This window comes from Treponema sp., assembly GCF_024696245.1.
GTDB lineage: Bacteria > Spirochaetota > Spirochaetia > Treponematales > Treponemataceae > Treponema_D.
This window is the reverse complement of sequence record NZ_JAILGZ010000120.1, coordinates 1-17,581: the sequence shown is the minus strand read 5'-3', so window position 1 is coordinate 17,581 and position 17,581 is coordinate 1. Positions and strand designations below refer to the sequence as shown.

The 17,581-nt window shown below is 40.2% G+C and carries 16 protein-coding genes and 1 pseudogene; 11 read left to right on the top strand and 6 right to left on the bottom strand.

The genetic code is table 11. The annotated features are described in order from the left end of the window. Both K6D58_RS08435 and K6D58_RS08430 read left to right on the top strand, forming a co-directional pair. A pseudogene (locus K6D58_RS08435) lies at positions 1-593 on the top strand (30S ribosomal protein S12 methylthiotransferase RimO); the annotation flags it as partial. After that, positions 583-2,871, top strand: coding sequence for an ATP-dependent helicase (locus K6D58_RS08430; protein ID WP_296829654.1), 2,289 nt, complete (start codon positions 583-585; stop codon positions 2,869-2,871). The pseudogene K6D58_RS08435 and the gene K6D58_RS08430, both read left to right, overlap by 11 nt. A 94-nt stretch (positions 2,872-2,965) precedes the next feature. On the opposite strand, the gene K6D58_RS08425 is transcribed toward K6D58_RS08430, so the two are convergent. The 5 genes from K6D58_RS08425 to K6D58_RS08405 form a co-directional block, all read right to left on the bottom strand. Next, a complete protein-coding gene (locus K6D58_RS08425) occupies positions 2,966-3,565 on the bottom strand; it encodes a chromate transporter (RefSeq protein ID WP_296829652.1) in 600 nt (199 codons plus the stop codon). Further along, on the bottom strand, positions 3,562-4,110 hold the full coding sequence (locus K6D58_RS08420) for a chromate transporter (protein WP_296829650.1): 549 nt from the start codon (positions 4,108-4,110) through the stop codon (positions 3,562-3,564). Before K6D58_RS08420 ends, K6D58_RS08425 begins: the two co-directional genes overlap by 4 nt. A gap of 113 nt (positions 4,111-4,223) precedes the next feature. Then, a complete protein-coding gene (locus tag K6D58_RS08415) occupies positions 4,224-5,930 on the bottom strand; it encodes a galactose/methyl galactoside ABC transporter permease MglC (RefSeq protein ID WP_296829649.1) in 1,707 nt (568 codons plus the stop codon). A gap of 15 nt (positions 5,931-5,945) precedes the next feature. Continuing rightward, complete coding sequence (locus K6D58_RS08410) at positions 5,946-7,439, bottom strand: sugar ABC transporter ATP-binding protein (protein ID WP_296829647.1); 1,494 nt, start codon at positions 7,437-7,439, stop codon at positions 5,946-5,948. Positions 7,440-7,529: 90 nt separating this feature from the next. Further along, positions 7,530-8,729 carry a substrate-binding domain-containing protein gene (locus K6D58_RS08405; protein ID WP_296829645.1) on the bottom strand — a complete coding sequence of 400 codons (1,200 nt, stop codon included), beginning with the start codon at positions 8,727-8,729 and terminating at the stop codon, positions 7,530-7,532. Between the two features lie 284 nt (positions 8,730-9,013). Between K6D58_RS08405 and K6D58_RS08400 the strand changes: the two genes are divergently transcribed. The 9 genes from K6D58_RS08400 to K6D58_RS08360 all read left to right on the top strand — a co-directional run bounded on the left by K6D58_RS08400 (position 9,014) and on the right by K6D58_RS08360 (position 17,157). Then, complete coding sequence (locus tag K6D58_RS08400; protein WP_296829643.1) at positions 9,014-10,582, top strand: sodium:solute symporter family transporter; 1,569 nt, start codon at positions 9,014-9,016, stop codon at positions 10,580-10,582. A 48-nt stretch (positions 10,583-10,630) separates the two neighbouring features. Further along, on the top strand, positions 10,631-10,942 hold the full coding sequence (locus K6D58_RS08395) for an Asp-tRNA(Asn)/Glu-tRNA(Gln) amidotransferase subunit GatC (RefSeq protein WP_296829641.1): 312 nt from the start codon (positions 10,631-10,633) through the stop codon (positions 10,940-10,942). Then, positions 10,942-12,441, top strand: coding sequence for an Asp-tRNA(Asn)/Glu-tRNA(Gln) amidotransferase subunit GatA (gatA, locus tag K6D58_RS08390; RefSeq protein ID WP_296829656.1), 1,500 nt, complete (start codon positions 10,942-10,944; stop codon positions 12,439-12,441). Before K6D58_RS08395 ends, gatA begins: the two co-directional genes overlap by 1 nt. A gap of 5 nt (positions 12,442-12,446) precedes the next feature. Beyond that, positions 12,447-13,985, top strand: a complete 1,539-nt coding sequence (gene gatB / locus K6D58_RS08385; RefSeq protein WP_296829639.1) for an Asp-tRNA(Asn)/Glu-tRNA(Gln) amidotransferase subunit GatB — start codon at positions 12,447-12,449, stop codon at positions 13,983-13,985. Positions 13,986-14,003: 18 nt separating this feature from the next. Beyond that, a complete protein-coding gene (locus tag K6D58_RS08380; RefSeq protein ID WP_296829637.1) occupies positions 14,004-15,137 on the top strand; it encodes an SH3 domain-containing protein in 1,134 nt (377 codons plus the stop codon). A gap of 24 nt (positions 15,138-15,161) precedes the next feature. Next, the gene (locus K6D58_RS08375) at positions 15,162-15,956 is read left to right on the top strand and encodes a hypothetical protein (protein WP_296829635.1); all 795 of its coding nucleotides are present in this window, start codon (positions 15,162-15,164) and stop codon (positions 15,954-15,956) included. Then, positions 15,953-16,252 (top strand): hypothetical protein, encoded by a 300-nt coding sequence (locus tag K6D58_RS08370; RefSeq protein ID WP_296829633.1) that lies wholly within the window; start codon positions 15,953-15,955, stop codon positions 16,250-16,252. Before K6D58_RS08375 ends, K6D58_RS08370 begins: the two co-directional genes overlap by 4 nt. Positions 16,253-16,320: 68 nt before the next feature. Further along, the gene (locus K6D58_RS08365) at positions 16,321-16,734 is read left to right on the top strand and encodes a hypothetical protein (RefSeq protein WP_296829631.1); all 414 of its coding nucleotides are present in this window, start codon (positions 16,321-16,323) and stop codon (positions 16,732-16,734) included. 18 nt (positions 16,735-16,752) lie between these two features. Continuing rightward, the gene (locus K6D58_RS08360) at positions 16,753-17,157 is read left to right on the top strand and encodes a hypothetical protein (RefSeq protein WP_296829629.1); all 405 of its coding nucleotides are present in this window, start codon (positions 16,753-16,755) and stop codon (positions 17,155-17,157) included. 69 nt (positions 17,158-17,226) lie between these two features. Here the strand turns inward: K6D58_RS08360 and K6D58_RS08355 are convergent. Next, positions 17,227-17,581: PHP domain-containing protein (locus K6D58_RS08355; RefSeq protein WP_486389760.1), on the bottom strand; the 355-nt coding region annotated here is incomplete at its 5' end.

Genomic DNA, 17,581 nt, shown 5'->3' with positions numbered 1-17,581 from the left:
ATATTCCTTTTCAAAGCGGCGATACTGATGTGATCCGTTCAATGAACAGAAAGGGAAGTAGTGAAGATTATATTAATCTTGTTAAGTCTATAAGACAGGTTTTTCCGGAAAGTGCTATAAGGACAACTTTTCTTACAGGTTTTCCTGGAGAAACAGAAGAAGCTGCTCTTAATACAAGAAACTTTCTTAAAGCAATAGAAAGTGACTGGTCTGGTTGTTTTACCTACAGTCGTGAAGATGATACACCTGCTGCAAAAATGAAAGGCAGGGTGCCAAAAAAAATAGCTGCTCAAAGAGAAAGACAGCTTCAGGAAATTCAGACAGAAATTACGGAAAGACACCTTAAGGCCCGTACTGGAAAAGTTTATGATGTTCTAATAGAAGAAGTTGTAGAAAATCAGTCTGGTGGGGATGATGGTTTTGCAATCGGAAGGGCATGGTTTCAGGCTCCGGAAATTGACGGCAGTGTAGTTGTTCACTATGATCTTGACGACCAGGATGCCGTAAAGGCAATTGTTCCGGGGGCTATGGTAAAGGTAAATGTTTTTGCTTCTTCTCAGGTAGATGTAGACGGAGAATACTGTGGAGCCTGATTACCTTAGTGTATTAAATGACCAGCAGAAAGAAGCTGTTGTACATGAAGGTTCATCCCTTCTTATTCTTGCAGGTGCCGGTTCTGGTAAAACAAGAGTAATTACTACAAAAATTGCCTATCTTATTTCTCAAAAGAATATTAATCCTTTTTCCATTCTTGCTGTTACTTTTACTAAAAAGGCAGCTGCAGAAATGAAGGAAAGGGCCCAGCTTTTAGAAGAAAGAAGCCGCTACTGTCAGATAAGAACCTTTCATTCCTGGGGGGCTTATTTTTTACGTAAGTATCCTGTCTTTGCAGGAGTGTCTCCTGATTTTACTGTTTATGATGATGATGATATGGTTACCCTTTTAATGAAGGCAGTTCCATCCTTAAAGAAAAAGGATGCATCTCATTATGTAAAAAAAATATCCCTGGCAAAAGATTACTGTCTTCTTCCTGACAGTGAGGATTTGTTTACTGTAGATTCAGATTCAAGATTTCCGGAAATTTATAAAGCCTATGAGGACAGACTTAAACAGACCGGTAATGTGGATTTTGGTGACCTTATACTTCTTCCTTATCTTGTTATGAAGGATAATCCCAAAATCCGTCATGAGATTCACCAGCGATATAAAGTTATAATGGTGGATGAATATCAGGATTCCAACGTTGCCCAGTTTAATCTTCTTAAAATGCTCAGTGGTGCGGAAGAAGATAATCCGGCTTATGTTTGTGTTGTAGGTGATGATGACCAGAGTATCTATAAATTTCGTGGTGCAGAAGTCCGTAACATTTTAAATTTTCAGAAGGATTTTAAAGGCACAGATCTTATCCGCCTTGAAACAAATTACCGCTCTACTCAGGAAATCCTTGATTGTGCTGATTCAATCGTAAGGAATAATCATGAACGTATAGGAAAAACCCTTGTAAGCCACAGGGGTAAGGGAGTTCAGCCCGCACTTGTTTTTTTACCCGGTCAGGATGATGAAACAGAGTTTTGCAGTGAACTTATAAGTCAGTCTGTAGAAAAAGGCGGTTCCTATTCAGACTGGGCAATATTATACAGAACAAATGCCCAGTCCCTTGGTTTTGAAACAGAATTCCTTCACAGGAAGATTCCTTATGAAGTTGTAGGTTCCCTTAAGTTTTATGAGCGTGAAGAAATAAAGGACGCCCTCAGCTGGATAAGTTTTATAGCAAATCCAAGAGACGAAATTGCTTTCCGCAGAATTATAAATAAGCCTGTAAGGGGAATTGGTCCTGGAACTCAGGATAAAATACTTGCAGCTGCGGCAGGAAACAATATTCTTCTTGCCATGGATCAGATGAGCCTTACAAAAAAAGCCAGGGCTGGCGCCGATTCATTTAAGTCAGTTTTTGATGAACTTAGTGCCCTTATTCCCCAGCCGGAAGAATCTCTTGAATCCAACGCATCTCTTGCTCAGTCAGCCTTAAGTGTTTTTGATGACGAAAAGGAAGCTCTGGAAGAAGAAAAGAAAGAAAGTGAAGTTTCTGCTGCTGATGATGGAACTATAGAAGCTGCAAGACTTTCTGTTTTTGTAGAAGCTGTAATTAAAAAGACTGGACTTGAAGATTTTCATGCAGCACAGGACGAAATTGGTGGTACCCAGAAGGTATTGAACCTTCATGAACTTGTTAACTCTGCCGTTTTGTATGAATGTAACAGAAAGGGGCTGCTGGATTTTCTTGATCATATTAGTCTTGACCGTACTTTAGAAACTCAGGAAGAGCTTTCCGGCCAGAAAGAAGACAGGGTTACTTTAATAACCATTCATAATACAAAGGGTCTGGAATTTCCTAAGGTAATAATTACCGGAATGGAAAATGAAATCTTCCCGAGAATGCCGGATAATACGGAAGAGCTGGAAGAAGAAAGACGACTTTTTTACGTTGGAATTACCCGTGCCAAAAATGAACTTTACTTTACCAGCTGTTCAGTCAGGCGTCTTTATGGCCGTACCAATGCCATGAGTCCCAGTGTTTTCTTAAAGGAACTTGACGGAGAAAAAATCAGGGTACTTGGAACAAAGCCTCAGGCCTTTATTTCAAATGACGGTGCCGGTGATCCTGTAGCAAAAAAATACTGCGTTGGAGCCCAGGTTTATCATGATGACTGGGGATATGGACAGATTGTAAGGGCGGCTTATTCTGATACAGAGGGGGATGAAGAAGACAACCGGGAATGGGTTGTAAGTGTCAGCTTTGATACCGGTGGAATAAAAAAATTCATTCCTAAATATCAGGCATCTTCCCTTATTGTATGTTCTGATGAATGATTGATTCTTTATAAAAATAAAGCCCTGTAAGTAATGTAAAAGCTGATTTTTGCTTTGCTTACAGGGCTTTTTAATTTTACTCAATCTTTATTTATTAAAGAAAAGCTACACCAAAAACTGCACTGATGGCAACTATAAATACAGGATGGAGTTTTGTTCTGTAAAGAATTACAAGACATAACTCATAAAGAGCTATGGCCTTCCAGTCCAGAAGAATATCCAGGGTAGGGCGGGGGCTGGATGTAAGCTGCTTTATAAAATCATAGTTGCTTTCAAAGGCCTGGGTGTGGATTATACTTAAAGAAAATACCTGTATAAGGGCAACCATAACCATACCGGTAGTGGCTGGACGTAAAAAACTGAAAACGCTTTTAGTTAAGGGTTTTTCCTGAAACTTGGAAAAGAATCTGGCAATTATTATTATCACAATAAGGGAAGGCAGTACTTCCCCAAAGGTTGTAACAAGTCCTCCAACAGGCCCGTAAAGTTCAGTGCCTATATAAGTTGCAAGGTTAATTCCTATTGGTCCCGGTGTACTCTCTGAAATAGCCAGCATGCTGTAAAATTTTTCTGCAGTAAGAAGATGGTATTGTTCTACCAGAGCCTGCTGCATAAAAGTTGCTGCAACAAGACCTCCTCCTACAGCAAAGAGACCTATGTAAAAGAAAATAAAAAATAAATGAATAAGGGTCATTTACTGCTTCTCCTTGTGACAAAATAGAAAATGCTTCCTGCTGCAGCTGCTGTAAGGATGACTGCAATGGTGTGACATTTGAAAAAATAAATTGAAGCAAAGGAGGCTAGAAAAATAATGACGCTGTACCACTTTTTAATGGTTTTCTTACAAAGATTTATTACTGAATAGGTAAGAAGGGCGGCTACTGCTACGTTAATGCCTTTTAATGCTTTCTGAACCCAGAGAATTGATTCAAAATTAGAAATAAACTCTGCGATAAGGGTGATTATAATAATTGAAGGGGAGATTATTCCCAGTGTGGCAACTATTCCCCCGGAAATTCCCTTAAGTTTGTGTCCTACAAAGGTTGCAACGTTAACTGCAATAATTCCCGGAGTAGACTGGCCTATGGCATAGTAATCAAGAATTTCTTCATTACTTACCCAGCCTTTTCTTTCTACAAGTTCCCTTTCAAGGATAGGCAGCATGGCAAGACCGCCTCCAAAGGTAATGGAACCGATCTTAAAGAAGGTAATATAAAGTTCAAGAAAAGATTTAAACATGTAAAGATTATAGCTGTAAGTTCAGACTTTGTAAAACCGCCCTTTATTTAAAATAATACTGCCCCGGAGGACAAGGTCCACCGGGGCAGCTAGGAGTATTTTATCACAAGAGATTACTTTCTCTTAAGATACTTAACACTATCAAGGGCAACTGCTGCAATGATGATAAGACCTTTGAAAATAAACTGAAGGTTTGTATCAATTTGAAGGAATGTAAGACAGTAAGTAAGACTTGTAAAGATGATAACACCGATTGCGGCACCACCAATCTTACCAATACCACCATTGAAAGAGATTCCACCTACTACACAGGCAGCGATAGCATCCATTTCGTAACCCTGACCTGTACCAGCACTTGCATTAGCACGGAAGGCTTCAAGGAAGGCACCGCATCCGTAGAAGATACCTGCCATTACGAAGATAAGGAGTGTTGTCTTGAATACGCTGATACCAGAAACAGCTGCAGCTTCTGCGTTACCACCAACTGCATACATGTTCTTTCCGAATGTTGTTTTATTCCAGATAAACCATGCAACGATTACTGCAATGATTGCAGGAATAATAAGCTTTGGAATAGTAATAAGTTCACCATTAATAAAGCCAAGAACCCAGCGGCCACCAATAAGGTCTTTAACACTAGGATCAATACCACCTACAGGAGTACCGTCTGTTCCGAAGAAGAGAAGACCGTAAATGATAAGCTGTGTTGCAAGTGTAGAGATAAATGGGTGAATCTTAAGTTTTGCTGTGAAGAATCCTGCGAATACGCTGAATGCAACACAAAGTACGATGCTGAGAACAAGAGCAAGACCAAGACGTCCGGCCATTGGATAAGAAGTAAAGTTCCATGGACCAAGACCAAATACCTTAACGATGTTTGTACCTGGGTGAAGGATAAGTCCTGTAATTACCGAACCCATGGCAACCATACGGCCGACGCTAAGGTCTGTACCTGCAATAAGAATAAGTCCTGCTACACCAAGAGCATAGAACATACGGGTAGATGACTGTTCAAGAATTGTAAGGATGTTAGGAAGTGTAAGAAGGTTTCCTGATCCGTGGAGAGGCGCATAGATGATACAAACGATAAAGAAAAGGGCAATTGCAAGATAAAGTCCGTTTTCAAGAAGGAATTTTGAAAGCTTAAAGCTGTAAATGTAGTTCTTAAAGCTTAATGCAATGTCTTCCTTAAAGCTTGTTTTACCGTTACGGATGGCACGGTTTTCCTGAACGTGGTCAGTAAATGCCTGTTTTTTAGCATCCTTGCAGCGGTCAATAATTGTCTGTGCATGATTTTTAGCATCAAAGAGGGCAGACTTAAGTTCATAAGCTGCAGTGTTCTTTTCCTGCTCTGTTTTGCATGAAGCAATACGTGCACCAAAGTCAGCCTTGATTTTAGCTTCGTTATCTGCATGTTCTTTTTTAGCTTCTGCAATTTTAGCATCTTCTTCTGCATTTACCTGAGCAATGTACTTTTCTGCAAGTGCATTTGCGTAAACTAAAGTTACAGCAGAAAGTTCCTTGTCTGCAGCTTCATTCTGGCGGGCAATTACATTTGCCTTTTCAATGAGGCTGTTCTGTTCTGCGATAAAAGAAGCTCTTTCTTCTGAAGAAAGCATCTTGTTCTTTTTTGCAGATGTAATTTTCTGTTTAAGCTCGATTACCTTATTTACACCTTCATTGCGAAGTGTATCAAGGGCTGCGTGAAGAGTTTTAAGTGTTTCGTCTTCAGAAAAAGATGCAACTGTTTCTACAGACTTAAGTTCTTCAAGCTTTTCCCCTGCAAGCTTTTTTAATTCTTCGATATTGATGTCGGTCATTGTTTTCCTCTTGGATTAAAGATATTTAGCAGACAGACGAAGGAGTGCTTCCTGGTCTGTTTCTTTTGTATTGACGATTCCTGCAAGACGATGGTTTGACATTACAGCGATTCTGTTTGTAATACCAAGGATTTCAGGCATTTCGCTTGAAACTACGATAATTGTCTTGCCTTCTTTAGCCATCTGGATGATAAGCTGGTAGATTTCGTATTTAGCACCTACGTCGATACCGCGGGTTGGTTCGTCCAGAAGGAATACTTCAGGTTCCCTTTCCATCCATTTTCCGATAATAACCTTCTGCTGGTTACCTCCGGAAAGTGAGCTGATAAGTTCATCTGGAGATACACACTTTGTATGCATTCTCTTGATTTCCCTGTTGGCTGCATCATTAAGCTTTCTGTTAGAAAGAAGTCCGTTTGTCTTGTATGCATCAAGGTTTGTAATTGTTGTATTGAATTCAATACTTGCCTTTCCGAACATACCGTTAAACTTACGCTCTTCAGTTACCAGTGCAAAGTTATATTCCATTGCATCTTTACTTGAGTTAAAGCGGAGTTTTTTACCGTTAAGGATAATTTCTCCTGATGCAATGGTTCTGATTCCGAAGATACTTTCAAGAAGTTCACTGCGTCCTGCACCTACAAGGCCGTAAAGACCAAAGATTTCTCCCTTTTTAACAGTAAATGAAATGTCTTCAAGGTGAGGATCATATTTTGTAGAGAGGTTTCTGATTTCAAGATAGTCTTCTCCCGGTGTGTTGTCTACGTCAGGGAAGCGCTTGTCAAGGGAACGACCTACCATGGCTGTGATGAGTTTGTTCATGTCAGTTTCTTTTGTAGGAGATGTATAAACCATGCTTCCGTCACGAAGAACTGAAACTTCATCACAAATACGGAAGATTTCGTCCATTTTGTGAGAAATATATACAAATGAAACACCTTTACTTCTCAGTGAAGTTACGATAGAAAAAAGTTTTTCTACTTCTGGTTCTGTGAGTGAAGATGTTGGTTCATCCAAAACAATGATTTTTGCATTGTAAGAAACTGCTTTTGCAATTTCTACCATCTGTCTCTGTGAAACAGACATTGTTCTCATTATTGTCTGTGGGTTTACACTCATGTTTAAGGAAGAAAATAAAGCCATGCTTTCCTTAAACATCTTCTGTTCATCAACTACACCAAATTTTACAGGGTAGCGGCCAAGAAAGAGGTTATCCATTACAGTGCGGTCAAGACACTGGTTAAGTTCCTGATGAACCATGGCAACGCCGTTTTCAAGGGCTTCTTTTGGACTGATAAAATTAACTGGCCTTCCGTCCAAAGTAATCTGGCCTTCATCCTTTGCATAAATACCAAAAAGACATTTCATCATAGTGGATTTACCGGCTCCGTTTTCGCCCATAAGTCCCATAACACTGCCTTTTTTAATGGTAAGGTTAATACCGTTTAATACTTTATTTTTAGCAAAGGATTTCGACATGTTTTTAATTTCAAGTACTGTATCACTCATAATCTAAATCCTGTTTTTTTTGTATTGAAAAAAATTGGCCTGATGCATGCACAATTATGTATACACCAGGCCGGTGAAAAGCGTCAGATACTAGTACTTAAGTTTGTCTGTGTAGTCCTGAGCAGAGTTTGTCTTAACCATGTTGATTGCATAAGCATCAAAGCTGTTGAGGTTTGTGAACTTGTCAAGACAAGAAGATTCGTTCTGTCCGTCACCCTGTACGATTGTAAGGTCAAGGTTAAGGAGTGGAGCGTAGTATTTAAGAGCTGGAAGGTATGAAGATGAAAGGAAGTTATCAGCTGAGTTGTAGATTGTAAGGAGAACCTTCTTTTTGTCTGCCTTTGTCTGTTTAACACCAGCGTCACGTGTTCCTTCTTTAAAGAGCTTCCAGTTGCTCTTGTCTACAGCAACGTTAAGAGCTTTTACAGCTTTTGTATCTTCTTCATAAGTAAGCTGTGCAGAAATCTTGTTTCCGTAGCGGTCCTTTTCAAAGATACCTTTCTTGTAAGCAGCTTCACCCTTTTCTCCGTCAAGAAGGTTGCGGATAACCTGGAGAGTAGCTGTTGCCTGAGCATCAGTGTTCTGTGAAACTGTACCAGTAAGTTTGCCCTGTCCGATAGCTTCGATTGCATCAGCGTTAGCATCATAACCGAAGATTGGTACACCTGCAGGGTAGTTAGAAGCCTGGAGACAACCCATAGCCATACCGTCGTTGTTAGAAACTACCATATCAATTTCTTTTCCGAACTTGTTAGCCCAGTTACCCATTGCTTCAGTTGCAGCTGCAGCATTCCATGTAGAACCGTCAGTACCAGTCATGAACTTTCCTTCAAGTTCCTTTACTTTAAGAGTCTTGTTTCCAACCTTTACTTTTCCGATTGATGTGTTTCCTGCATCATAAGAACCTTGCCATGTTCCAAGAGCTTCACGAATACCTCTTGTGCGGGCCTTAGAGTCGTTGTGTCCGGCATCACCCATGCAGAGAACGTAACCGATGATTCCATCACCGTTGCGGTCAACCTTAGCTGGATCAGAGTTAGCAAGGAAGTCTACGATGAGCTGTCCCTGAACAGCACCACCACCTGCAGCATCAAATCCTACATAGTAAGTTTTGTCGTTCCAGTTCATAGCCTGTTTGCTCATGTCGATTTTATTGCTAACAGGGTCTGAAGGCTGTCTGTTAAAGAATACAAGTGGTTTGTCCTTGTTAAGGGAACCGCTTTTTGAACAACCTGTGAATGCAGAAGCAGCAAGTACAAGCGCTGTTGCAGCGAGAAGTGACTTTTTCATTATTGTTTCCTCCTGAATAATGAATCGATTTTTTTTATTTTGTTACGGATTTTTTTGAAATAGAAGAACAGACATGCATGACTATTAAACACAGCCTATAATCCCACCCGAAAATTATCCGGAACCTGATAAAAAGAGTATAAGTCCGGTTTAAGAAAACTGTCAAATTTTTAATGCAAAAAAAATGTAATTTTTCTTGCATTTTTTATGTAAAAATTAAAGTATTTTTAGATATTGAAAAAATTTTTTTATATTTTATTATAAAAGGCTCATGGAGTTGTAAAATGTTTGTAAAACTTGCCCTTCTTTTAGTTTTTTTTGCTGTTTTTATTTTTGTTGGCATTAAATGCCGGTCAATGAGTAAAAATGTTTCAGGTTATGTTCTTGGAGGACGATCCGTAGGGCCCTGGCTCACGGCTTTTGCTTACGGTACTTCCTATTTTTCTGCCGTAATATTTGTAGGATATGCAGGGCAGTTCGGCTGGACTTTTGGTGTAGCTTCAACATGGATTGGCCTTGGTAATGCCTTTATCGGTTCCCTTATGGCCTGGGCTATTCTTGGAAGGCGTACCCGTATTATGACCCAGCACCTTAATTCAAAGACCATGAGTGAATTCTTTGGAAAAAGATACGGATCTCCTGCCCTTAAGGTAGCTTCTTCTGCAATTACGTTTCTTTTCCTTATTCCTTACACTGCTTCTCTTTTTAACGGTCTTTCAAGGCTTTTCAGAATGGCCTTCAGCGTTGATTATGCCCTCTGTGTTATAGTTATGGCTGTTCTGACTGCTGTTTATGTTATTGCCGGCGGTTATATGGCTACTGCCGTAAATGATTTTATTCAGGGAATAGTAATGCTTGCCGGAATTGTTGCCGTTATCCTTGCTGTTCTTGCAAAGAACGGCGGCTTTATGGCAAGTCTTGCTGCAATGTCAGAAATCCAGTCTCCTGTAATGAAGGGAGCTTATGTTTCTTTCTTTGGACCTGATCCCCTTTACCTTATGATTGTAGTTCTCCTTACTTCCCTGGGAACCTGGGGGCTTCCACAGATGGTAGGAAAATTCTATGCAATTAAAAATGAGGAATCCATAAAAATCGGTACGGTCATTTCAACTTTCTTTGCCCTTGTTGTTGCAGGCGGATGTTATTTTCTCGGGGGATTCGGAAGGCTTTTTTCTACTCCGGAAGCCGTTGCAGCAGGAGGTTTTGATTCTATAGTACCTTCCATGCTTTCCGGTCTTGGAGACCTGCTTATTGCAGTAGTGCTCATTCTTGTTCTTTCTGCATCCATGAGTACCCTTTCATCCCTTGTACTTACTTCCAGTTCAACCCTTACCCTGGACTTTATCAATTCATTCCGCAGAAAAAAGAGTTCGGAAAAAACAGATATGCTTACCATGAGGTTCTTTGTTGCCGTATTTATCGTAATATCTGCTGTAATTGCCATTGTTCAGGCTAAAAGCCGGGTTACCTTTATTGCCCAGCTTATGGGTATTTCCTGGGGTGCACTTTCCGGTGCCTTCCTTGCTCCCTTTATGTACGGCTTATACTGGAAAAAGGTTTCCCGTCTTTCTGTTGCAGCGTCCTTTGCTTTTTCCGTAATTGTAATGGTATGTCAGCTTTGTATTTCCCTTAAGCTTTTTACTGTCAGCGGACCTGTATCCGGCTTTATCTTTAAGAATTCCCTTTATTCAGGAGTATTCTGCATGCTTTCCGGTCTGGTGATTGTACCTCTGGTAAGTTTCTTTACTAAAAAGTCAGTGCCTTCTGATGCAGATGCCATGTTCAGCTGTTATGATGCCAGGGTTCTTGTTCCTGCAAAGGATGTTCTTACTGATTCTGAAGGCCAGGCTTAAAAGGCTGATACTTCCACAAGAAGCAGATTTTCTCTATAATGCAATGCTATGAGCGAAACAAAATCAGTTAATGAAGATACGCTTGAAGCATTGCTGTATCTTTCCAGACTCTCTCCTGAGAGTACTAATATGGAAATCCTTAAAAAACAGGTAGATGAAATTGTAGGATACTTTGACATCCTCTCCAAGTATGATGATTCAGAAAATCCTTATGATGCATATCCGACTACAAAAGCCGATGAACTTCGTGAAGATGAAGTTGTTGCCGGTCTTGAAATGCACGATGTAAAGAACATCAACAAGGGTAACTTTGTTGACGGATACTTTCAGGTTCCTAAAGTTCTGGGTGAGGGTGCATGATGTATTACACTATAAAAGAAACTGTAGAAGCACTTAAAGCCGGAAAGGTAAGCAGTGCAGAACTTGTAAAAAAATCAGCAGAAACATTTGAGGCTGACAAATCCGGTCAGAAACCCCTTAATGCTTTCCTTGAAATTTACTCAGATGCCCTTGCCAAGGCAGAAGCTGCAGATAAAGAAATTGCAGAAGCCAGGGCTGCAGGAAGTCTTGATGAACTTTATGAAAAAAAGCCTCTTTTAGGCCTTCCTTTTGCCAATAAGGACAATATCAGCTGCAGGGGAAACAGACTTACCTGTGGTTCAAAAATACTGGACGGTTATGTAGCTCCTTACAGTGCTACAGTAATCAATCGTCTTGAAGCAGCCGGAGCCATTCCTCTTGGACGCTGTAACCAGGATGAATTTGCCATGGGTTCTTCTACAGAGTATTCATCTTATGGAGCAACCCGTAATCCTATAAACAGGGATTATGTATCAGGCGGTTCTTCCGGCGGTTCAGCTGCTGCTGTTGCTGCAAATCAGGCTCTTTTCTCCCTGGGAACAGAAACAGGTGGTTCAGTTCGTCTTCCTGCCAGCTATTGTGGTATTTACGGACTTAAACCTACTTATGGAGTTCTTAGCCGCTGGGGTGTAGTTGCTTACGGTTCTTCCCTGGATCAGGTAGGAATTATGGGACACACTCCTCAGGATATTGCTGCACCTTTAAGCGCCATGTGCGGTACAGATATGTATGATGACACAAGTGCAGATCTTCCTGGTTCAGGTGAACTTAAAGACCTTAAGGCTTATACTGATTTCGCTTCCCTTAAGATTGCAATTCCAAAGCAGTTCCTTGAGACAAAGGGTCTTGATCCTGATGTAGGTAAGGTATTTGAAGATACAAAAAAATGGTTTGAATCTAAAGGTGCAAAGATTGAAGTAGTTGATCTTCCTGTACTTGAAGCTTCAATTGCCAGCTATTATGTAATTGCCCTTTCAGAAGCTGCTTCAAATTTAAGCCGCTTTGACGGAATCCGTTACGGAAACCGTATTGATAATGGTAAGGGTTATGATGAACTTTATAAGGACACCCGTTCAGAAGGTTTTGGTCCTGAAGTTAAGCGCCGCATTATAATCGGTAACTACGTTCTTTCTGAACAGTTCTCCGGTTCAACCTATAAGAAGGGTATGAGCGTAAGGGCCCGTATTCAGAAGGAAGTTGCAGCCCTTTTTAACACTTATGACCTTATTCTTTGTCCAACATGTCCTACAGCAGCATTTAAGCTGGGTCAGAAAGTTGATGATCCTCTTGAAATGTACCTTAGTGATATGTATACGGTATTTGTTAACCTTGCCCGCATTCCTTCAGTAAATGTTCCTGCAGGACGTGCAGCCGGTACAGACAACATGCCGGTTGGAATGCAGTTTGCAGGCCCTATGTTCAGTGAAAGTAAACTTCTGCAGATAGCTGCTGCCTGGGAAAATGATTATCCTCAGTGCGGTATCCCTGTGAAGGAGTAAAATAAATGGCTATCGATAAATATGAAATCGTAATCGGCTGTGAAATCCATACACAGCTTTTAACTAAAACAAAGGCTTTCTGTGCCTGTGAAAATCGTTACGGCGGAATGCCTAATACCCGTGTCTGCCCTGTATGTCTTGGTCTTCCTGGAGCTATGCCCCGCATAAGCAAGGGATATGTAGAACTGGGAGCAGTTGCCGGACACGCCCTTAACTGTAATATTGCCCGTTTTACAAAGTTTGACCGCAAGCACTATTTTTATCCTGACCTTACAAAGGGTTATCAGATTACTCAGTATGATATTCCTCTCTGTACGGATGGTCATGTAGATCTTCCTATGCATAAACTTCCTGCTGACCAGCAGCTGGGAGGAGATAAGTGCAGGCCTAAGAACTTTATTGGTGAAGACTGTATTATAGAAAATGGTAAGTATCGCCGTGTAAGGGTAGAACGCATTCACCTTGAAGAGGACGTAGGTAAGTCCCTCCACCTTCAGGGAAGCCATTCTTACATTGACTACAACCGTTCAGGTACTCCACTTATTGAAATTGTAACAAAACCGGATATGACTTCTCCTGAAGAAGCAGCTCTTTTTATGGAAACTGTTCAGGAAATCCTCCGTTACGTAAAAGTTACAAATGGTAACCTTGAAGAAGGAAACATGCGTTGTGATGCCAACATTAACCTTAATGTATGGGAAGACGGCAAGCTTTATCACACTCCTATTTCCGAAATCAAGAACCTTAACTCATTCCAGAAGATTAAGGATGCCTGTTCTTACGAAGCTCAGCGTCAGTTAAAGGAATTCCAGGAAGACCGTCAGCCGTTTAATCCGGGCTTTAAGGTAACAATGGGTTGGGATGACGATAAAAAATGCACTGTAGTTCAGCGTACAAAGAACTCTTTTGTAGACTACCGCTTTGTTGTAGAACCGGATATTAAACCATTCAGTGTAAGCGAAGAACTTATTAACCGTGCTCTTGAAAGGGTAGGAGAACTTCCTGAAGCAAAACGTACCCGCCTTAAGAAAGAATACGGTCTCAGTGACTTTGACGTAGAAACCCTTACCCAGAGCCGTGACCTTGCCATCTGGTTTGAAGAAGCAGCAAAAAATGCAAAGGATGTAAAGAAAGTTGCAAACTGGATTCTTGCTGAACTTCTTGCTGTTCTTAACGAAAAGAAAGAAACCATTAATGATGTAACTATTACTCCGGCTCATATTACTGAACTTGTAAATGCAATTGCAGACAAAAAGATTTCCAATGCCCAGGGAAAGACTGTATTTGCAAAAATGCTTGAGTCTGACAAAATGCCTTCTGTAATCATTAAGGAAGAGGGAATGGAGACTGTAAGCGATGCAGGTGCAATCGAAAGCATTGTTGATAAAGTAATTGCTGACAATCCTAAGGCTGTTGCTGATTACAAGGGTGGAAAAACCAATGTTGTAGGCTGGCTTATGGGACAGGTAATGAAAGCATCAGGCGGTAAGGTTAATCCTAAGGCTGCAACTGAACTTGTTGCAAAGAAACTTGCTGCCCTTTAATTTTTACGGGGTGTTGAGGTGACCAGAAAAAGTCTCTTTCTTTTTTGCATTTTATTTATAAGTCTTCCTCTTTTTTCTTATGGTTTTTATGACTATGAAGAAGAGGAAGAAGAAAATGTATATGTGGATGATTACGGTTTTTCTGATGATGAAGATTTTGGAAGCGTAATTAAAGAAAAAGAAGGAACGGAAGCTGCAGAAAGTTCAGAAGAAAATCTGAATAATCCTGATTGGGGACTGCAGCCTTCTTACTGGGAACATCCTCAGCTGACCTATGAGGACTACTCTTTTGCAACTGAAAAAACATATGCTGCAAGAGTTACGGAAAAAAAAGTAAATATCCGTTCAGGTCCTTCTACTTCTACAAAAAAGAAGAGCGTGGTTCATAAGGACGATGTGCTTTACGTCCGGGGCTTTGATCAGGAACTTCAGAATGTTGACGGTCCCGGTTACTGGCTTCTTGTAAGTGAAGCAGAACGCAGTGATCCTATAGGCTGGATTTATTCAAAATATCTTGATATTGACCACAATCTTTATCCCGGAAGATTTTCTTTTGTTAAGACTCAGACTGATTCAAAGGGAAATCTTTCCCTCCTCCTTAAGCTAAGCAGGTGTTACGGAGATACATCTTATGTAGACGTAATACTCTGGAAAAATGCCGGACAGGATTTTTATACTTTTACCTGGGGTCCCGTTAATCCTGAGTTTAAGTATTATGATGTGCCGGGAACCTTTATCTGGAATCCGGAAAATAACAGTATTAAGCATGTGTCTTATACCGGTGGGGGCTATGATTCCCTCTGGGTTACTTTTACTGATGACATGGAATACCTTTTACAGGATGCCGGAAGGTCTTCTACTGCAAGACTTCTTAATATTTACGAAACAGCCACTGATACCCTGATATTTTCAGGCAATTACTATAAGGACATTTTCCTTGATGGCAAAACCCTTGTAGTTGCAGAAATCTATAATTCATGGAATATAGGCAACGGATATATTTCCAAGGAGTCCATAAAAAAGGCTGAAGAATTTAAAAACCAGCTTTCTTATGAAAACAGGGATAAGGGAGAAATCCTCGTCCGTTATAAACTTAATCTTGATACTTTAAAAATGGAATACATTAACTGCATTCTTTCAGTTGCCCAATGATTTATAATTTTATAGGATAAAAATATGGATAAAGTTGATTTTCTTAACAGGGAATTAAATAAAAGATATGGCAGTGTAAAACGCGCCAGGGGTAACTTTTTATATACTGCAAGGGGAGTCCGCCTTACTGACCTTTACAGGGAAGAGGGAAGGGCTTTACTTGGATGGCCTTCTCAGGAATCTGCCGTAACTGTTTTTAAGAATGTTCTCAGCAGGGGTATAAACGGCAGTTATTCTACAGACTTTTCTTATGGAATGGATAAAGCCGTAAGCCTTCTTTTTAATTCCTCAAGAAAATGTATTTTCTTTGCCTTTAAAGAAGATGCCCGGAACTTTGCTGAAAAAGAATTTAAGGACAGCTTTGCCTGGTATAAGCCCTGGCAGGGTGAATCAATAGATACTCAAAAGGACTGTATTCTTTTTGAACCTGTATTTCCATGGGCTCAATCTATTTATGCAGCCTGCCTTCCATGTGAATGGGAAGGTGACAGGGAAGAAAAACCTTTCCGCAGTATAAATGTAAGTGCACCCTTAAAAGCTGCCATGACAAGAAGTGTTTATAATCTTTTAAAAGCCCTTCAGACCTGGCAGGAAAAAGACTGGTTTCTTTATGATGTTTATCTTAAGCCTTATTTTACCCGTAAAGGTCCCTGGCTTTTTCCAAAAGTTGCGGAAAAGGATTATGAAGCTTTTGTACTTCATTGTCTTGACTGTCATTTAGTTATAAGTCCTGATTATAATATTCCTTCTGCAGTACCTTTTGGGGCAGAAAAGGGTGTATTTGAATTATTAAAAAAGAATCCCTTTGGAGGTTTATGATGACTAGTGCTGAACTTGCCTTTTACATTATAAAACTTATTGCCGGAGGGCTTACTGCTTTTGTTGCCGTTCTTTTATGGAGCAGAACAAGGGACTCTTCCTGGATGGCTGTTCTTGGAGGCATAGTAATAAATTACGCCGGTATAGTATACGAACTTCTTTCTGACTTTAAAATCATAGGCTCTGACAGAATTATGCTGGCAGGACTTCCACTTACATCTTTATTCTTTGCCCTTGTACCATCCCTTCTTTTTATGACGGGAATGATTCTCATGTTAATCAGAAAAATGCGCTGAATTTTAATGAAAATCTCCTTTTCTGGTGTTATAATTTTGGTGAAGCTATTTGCTTCAGGGAGATTTTAATGGCAAACAAAAAACAAGTTGCTTTATTCTGGACAATTCTTAACCTTGCAGTAGGATGTTTCCTTGCAATTGGTGGAATTTACGCCCTTCAGGGTGGTGGAGATTCAGCTGTTGATGCACTGAAAGATCTTATCGGAGACCGCAGCGTAGAAAAAATCGTTGTAATGGTATTTGGAGTAATCGAACTTCTTTCCGGAATCTTCATTATCCTTCAGACATTCATCGGCGACCGCTTTGGAAGCCTTGGTTCAATCCTTAAGCTTGTAATTATCATTGTATGGATTGTTGCAATCGTTCTTGGTGATTTCTTTGGACCAGCAGGTCTCTTCCACGTAAAGGATATCCTTAAGTGGCTTTATCTCTTTGCACAGCACCTTATTGTTCTTGGTGCCCTTCTTGTTACAAGAGACTGATTTAAGGAGAGTTAAAAAATGTCTAAAAAAGTAAAGCTTCCATTGATTTATCTTATTGGTATGGCACTTGTTGTCGTAGGATTTATTGTTCCAATGTTTAAGTTGGGTCCATTTGAATCAAATGGTTTTGACTTTATCGATTTTGATAATTTTGGCCTTGGAACAATCTGTGCACTTTTGATTTTTATTGGTGCACTTTGTGGTGTAGTTCTCTGTTTTGTAAATGTATCTAACGGAGAGCTTCTTAAGCTTGTTGTTCTTCTTGTAAGCATTGCAGGATTTGTAGTTCTTGCAATTTCTTCACAGAAAAACGGCTTGAATAGATTTCTTGCAAAGGGTCTTTTTAAGACTGCTTATGTAGGATTCTACATGATGATTGCAGGATGGGTTATTGCTCTTGCAGGTTATTTTACAAAAAAATAAGGCCTGACATCAGCTGATTCTTAAGTTTAATGCTGCTCTCCGGTGAGTTTCATTGTGGGAGCAGCTTTTTTATTTTAAAAGAAATCTTTTATCGGCTTCTTCCAGGGCAGGTTTTAATTCTTCAAGATAAAAGCGGTCATTGATTTCTTTTTTACCGGCTGTATGACCTATCATTCTGTCAGCTCTTACTTTTTCACCATGAAAATCACTTCCTGCAGTAACAAACATACCCAGGGTATCTGCAAGTTTTTCAAGCCTTTCTGCTTCTGCAACCCTTACTCCCGGATGCCAGGCTTCAAGCCCCATAACACCTGCATTTCTTATACGCCTTAAAGTTTCTTCCATTTTACCCCAGGATACATACATGCTCATTGGGTGGGCCTGCACAGGTATTCCGCCGGAACTTTTTATAGCCCTGCAGCAT

Excerpts from the sequence above, each read along its gene's own strand:
- K6D58_RS08395 (WP_296829641.1), top strand. The coding sequence starts at position 10,631 with ATGAGCGAAACAAAATCAGTTAATGAAGATACGCTTGAAGCATTGCTG.
- K6D58_RS08370 (WP_296829633.1), top strand. The coding sequence starts at position 15,953 with ATGATGACTAGTGCTGAACTTGCCTTTTACATTATAAAACTTATTGCC.
- K6D58_RS08365 (WP_296829631.1), top strand. The coding sequence starts at position 16,321 with ATGGCAAACAAAAAACAAGTTGCTTTATTCTGGACAATTCTTAACCTT.
- gatB (WP_296829639.1), top strand. The coding sequence starts at position 12,447 with ATGGCTATCGATAAATATGAAATCGTAATCGGCTGTGAAATCCATACA.
- K6D58_RS08375 (WP_296829635.1), top strand. The coding sequence starts at position 15,162 with ATGGATAAAGTTGATTTTCTTAACAGGGAATTAAATAAAAGATATGGC.
- K6D58_RS08415 (WP_296829649.1), bottom strand. The coding sequence starts at position 5,930 with ATGACCGACATCAATATCGAAGAATTAAAAAAGCTTGCAGGGGAAAAG.
- gatA (WP_296829656.1), top strand. The coding sequence starts at position 10,942 with ATGTATTACACTATAAAAGAAACTGTAGAAGCACTTAAAGCCGGAAAG.
- K6D58_RS08360 (WP_296829629.1), top strand. The coding sequence starts at position 16,753 with ATGTCTAAAAAAGTAAAGCTTCCATTGATTTATCTTATTGGTATGGCA.
- K6D58_RS08400 (WP_296829643.1), top strand. The coding sequence starts at position 9,014 with ATGTTTGTAAAACTTGCCCTTCTTTTAGTTTTTTTTGCTGTTTTTATT.
- K6D58_RS08425 (WP_296829652.1), bottom strand. The coding sequence starts at position 3,565 with ATGACCCTTATTCATTTATTTTTTATTTTCTTTTACATAGGTCTCTTT.
- K6D58_RS08405 (WP_296829645.1), bottom strand. The coding sequence starts at position 8,729 with ATGAAAAAGTCACTTCTCGCTGCAACAGCGCTTGTACTTGCTGCTTCT.
- K6D58_RS08410 (WP_296829647.1), bottom strand. The coding sequence starts at position 7,439 with ATGAGTGATACAGTACTTGAAATTAAAAACATGTCGAAATCCTTTGCT.
- K6D58_RS08420 (WP_296829650.1), bottom strand. The coding sequence starts at position 4,110 with ATGTTTAAATCTTTTCTTGAACTTTATATTACCTTCTTTAAGATCGGT.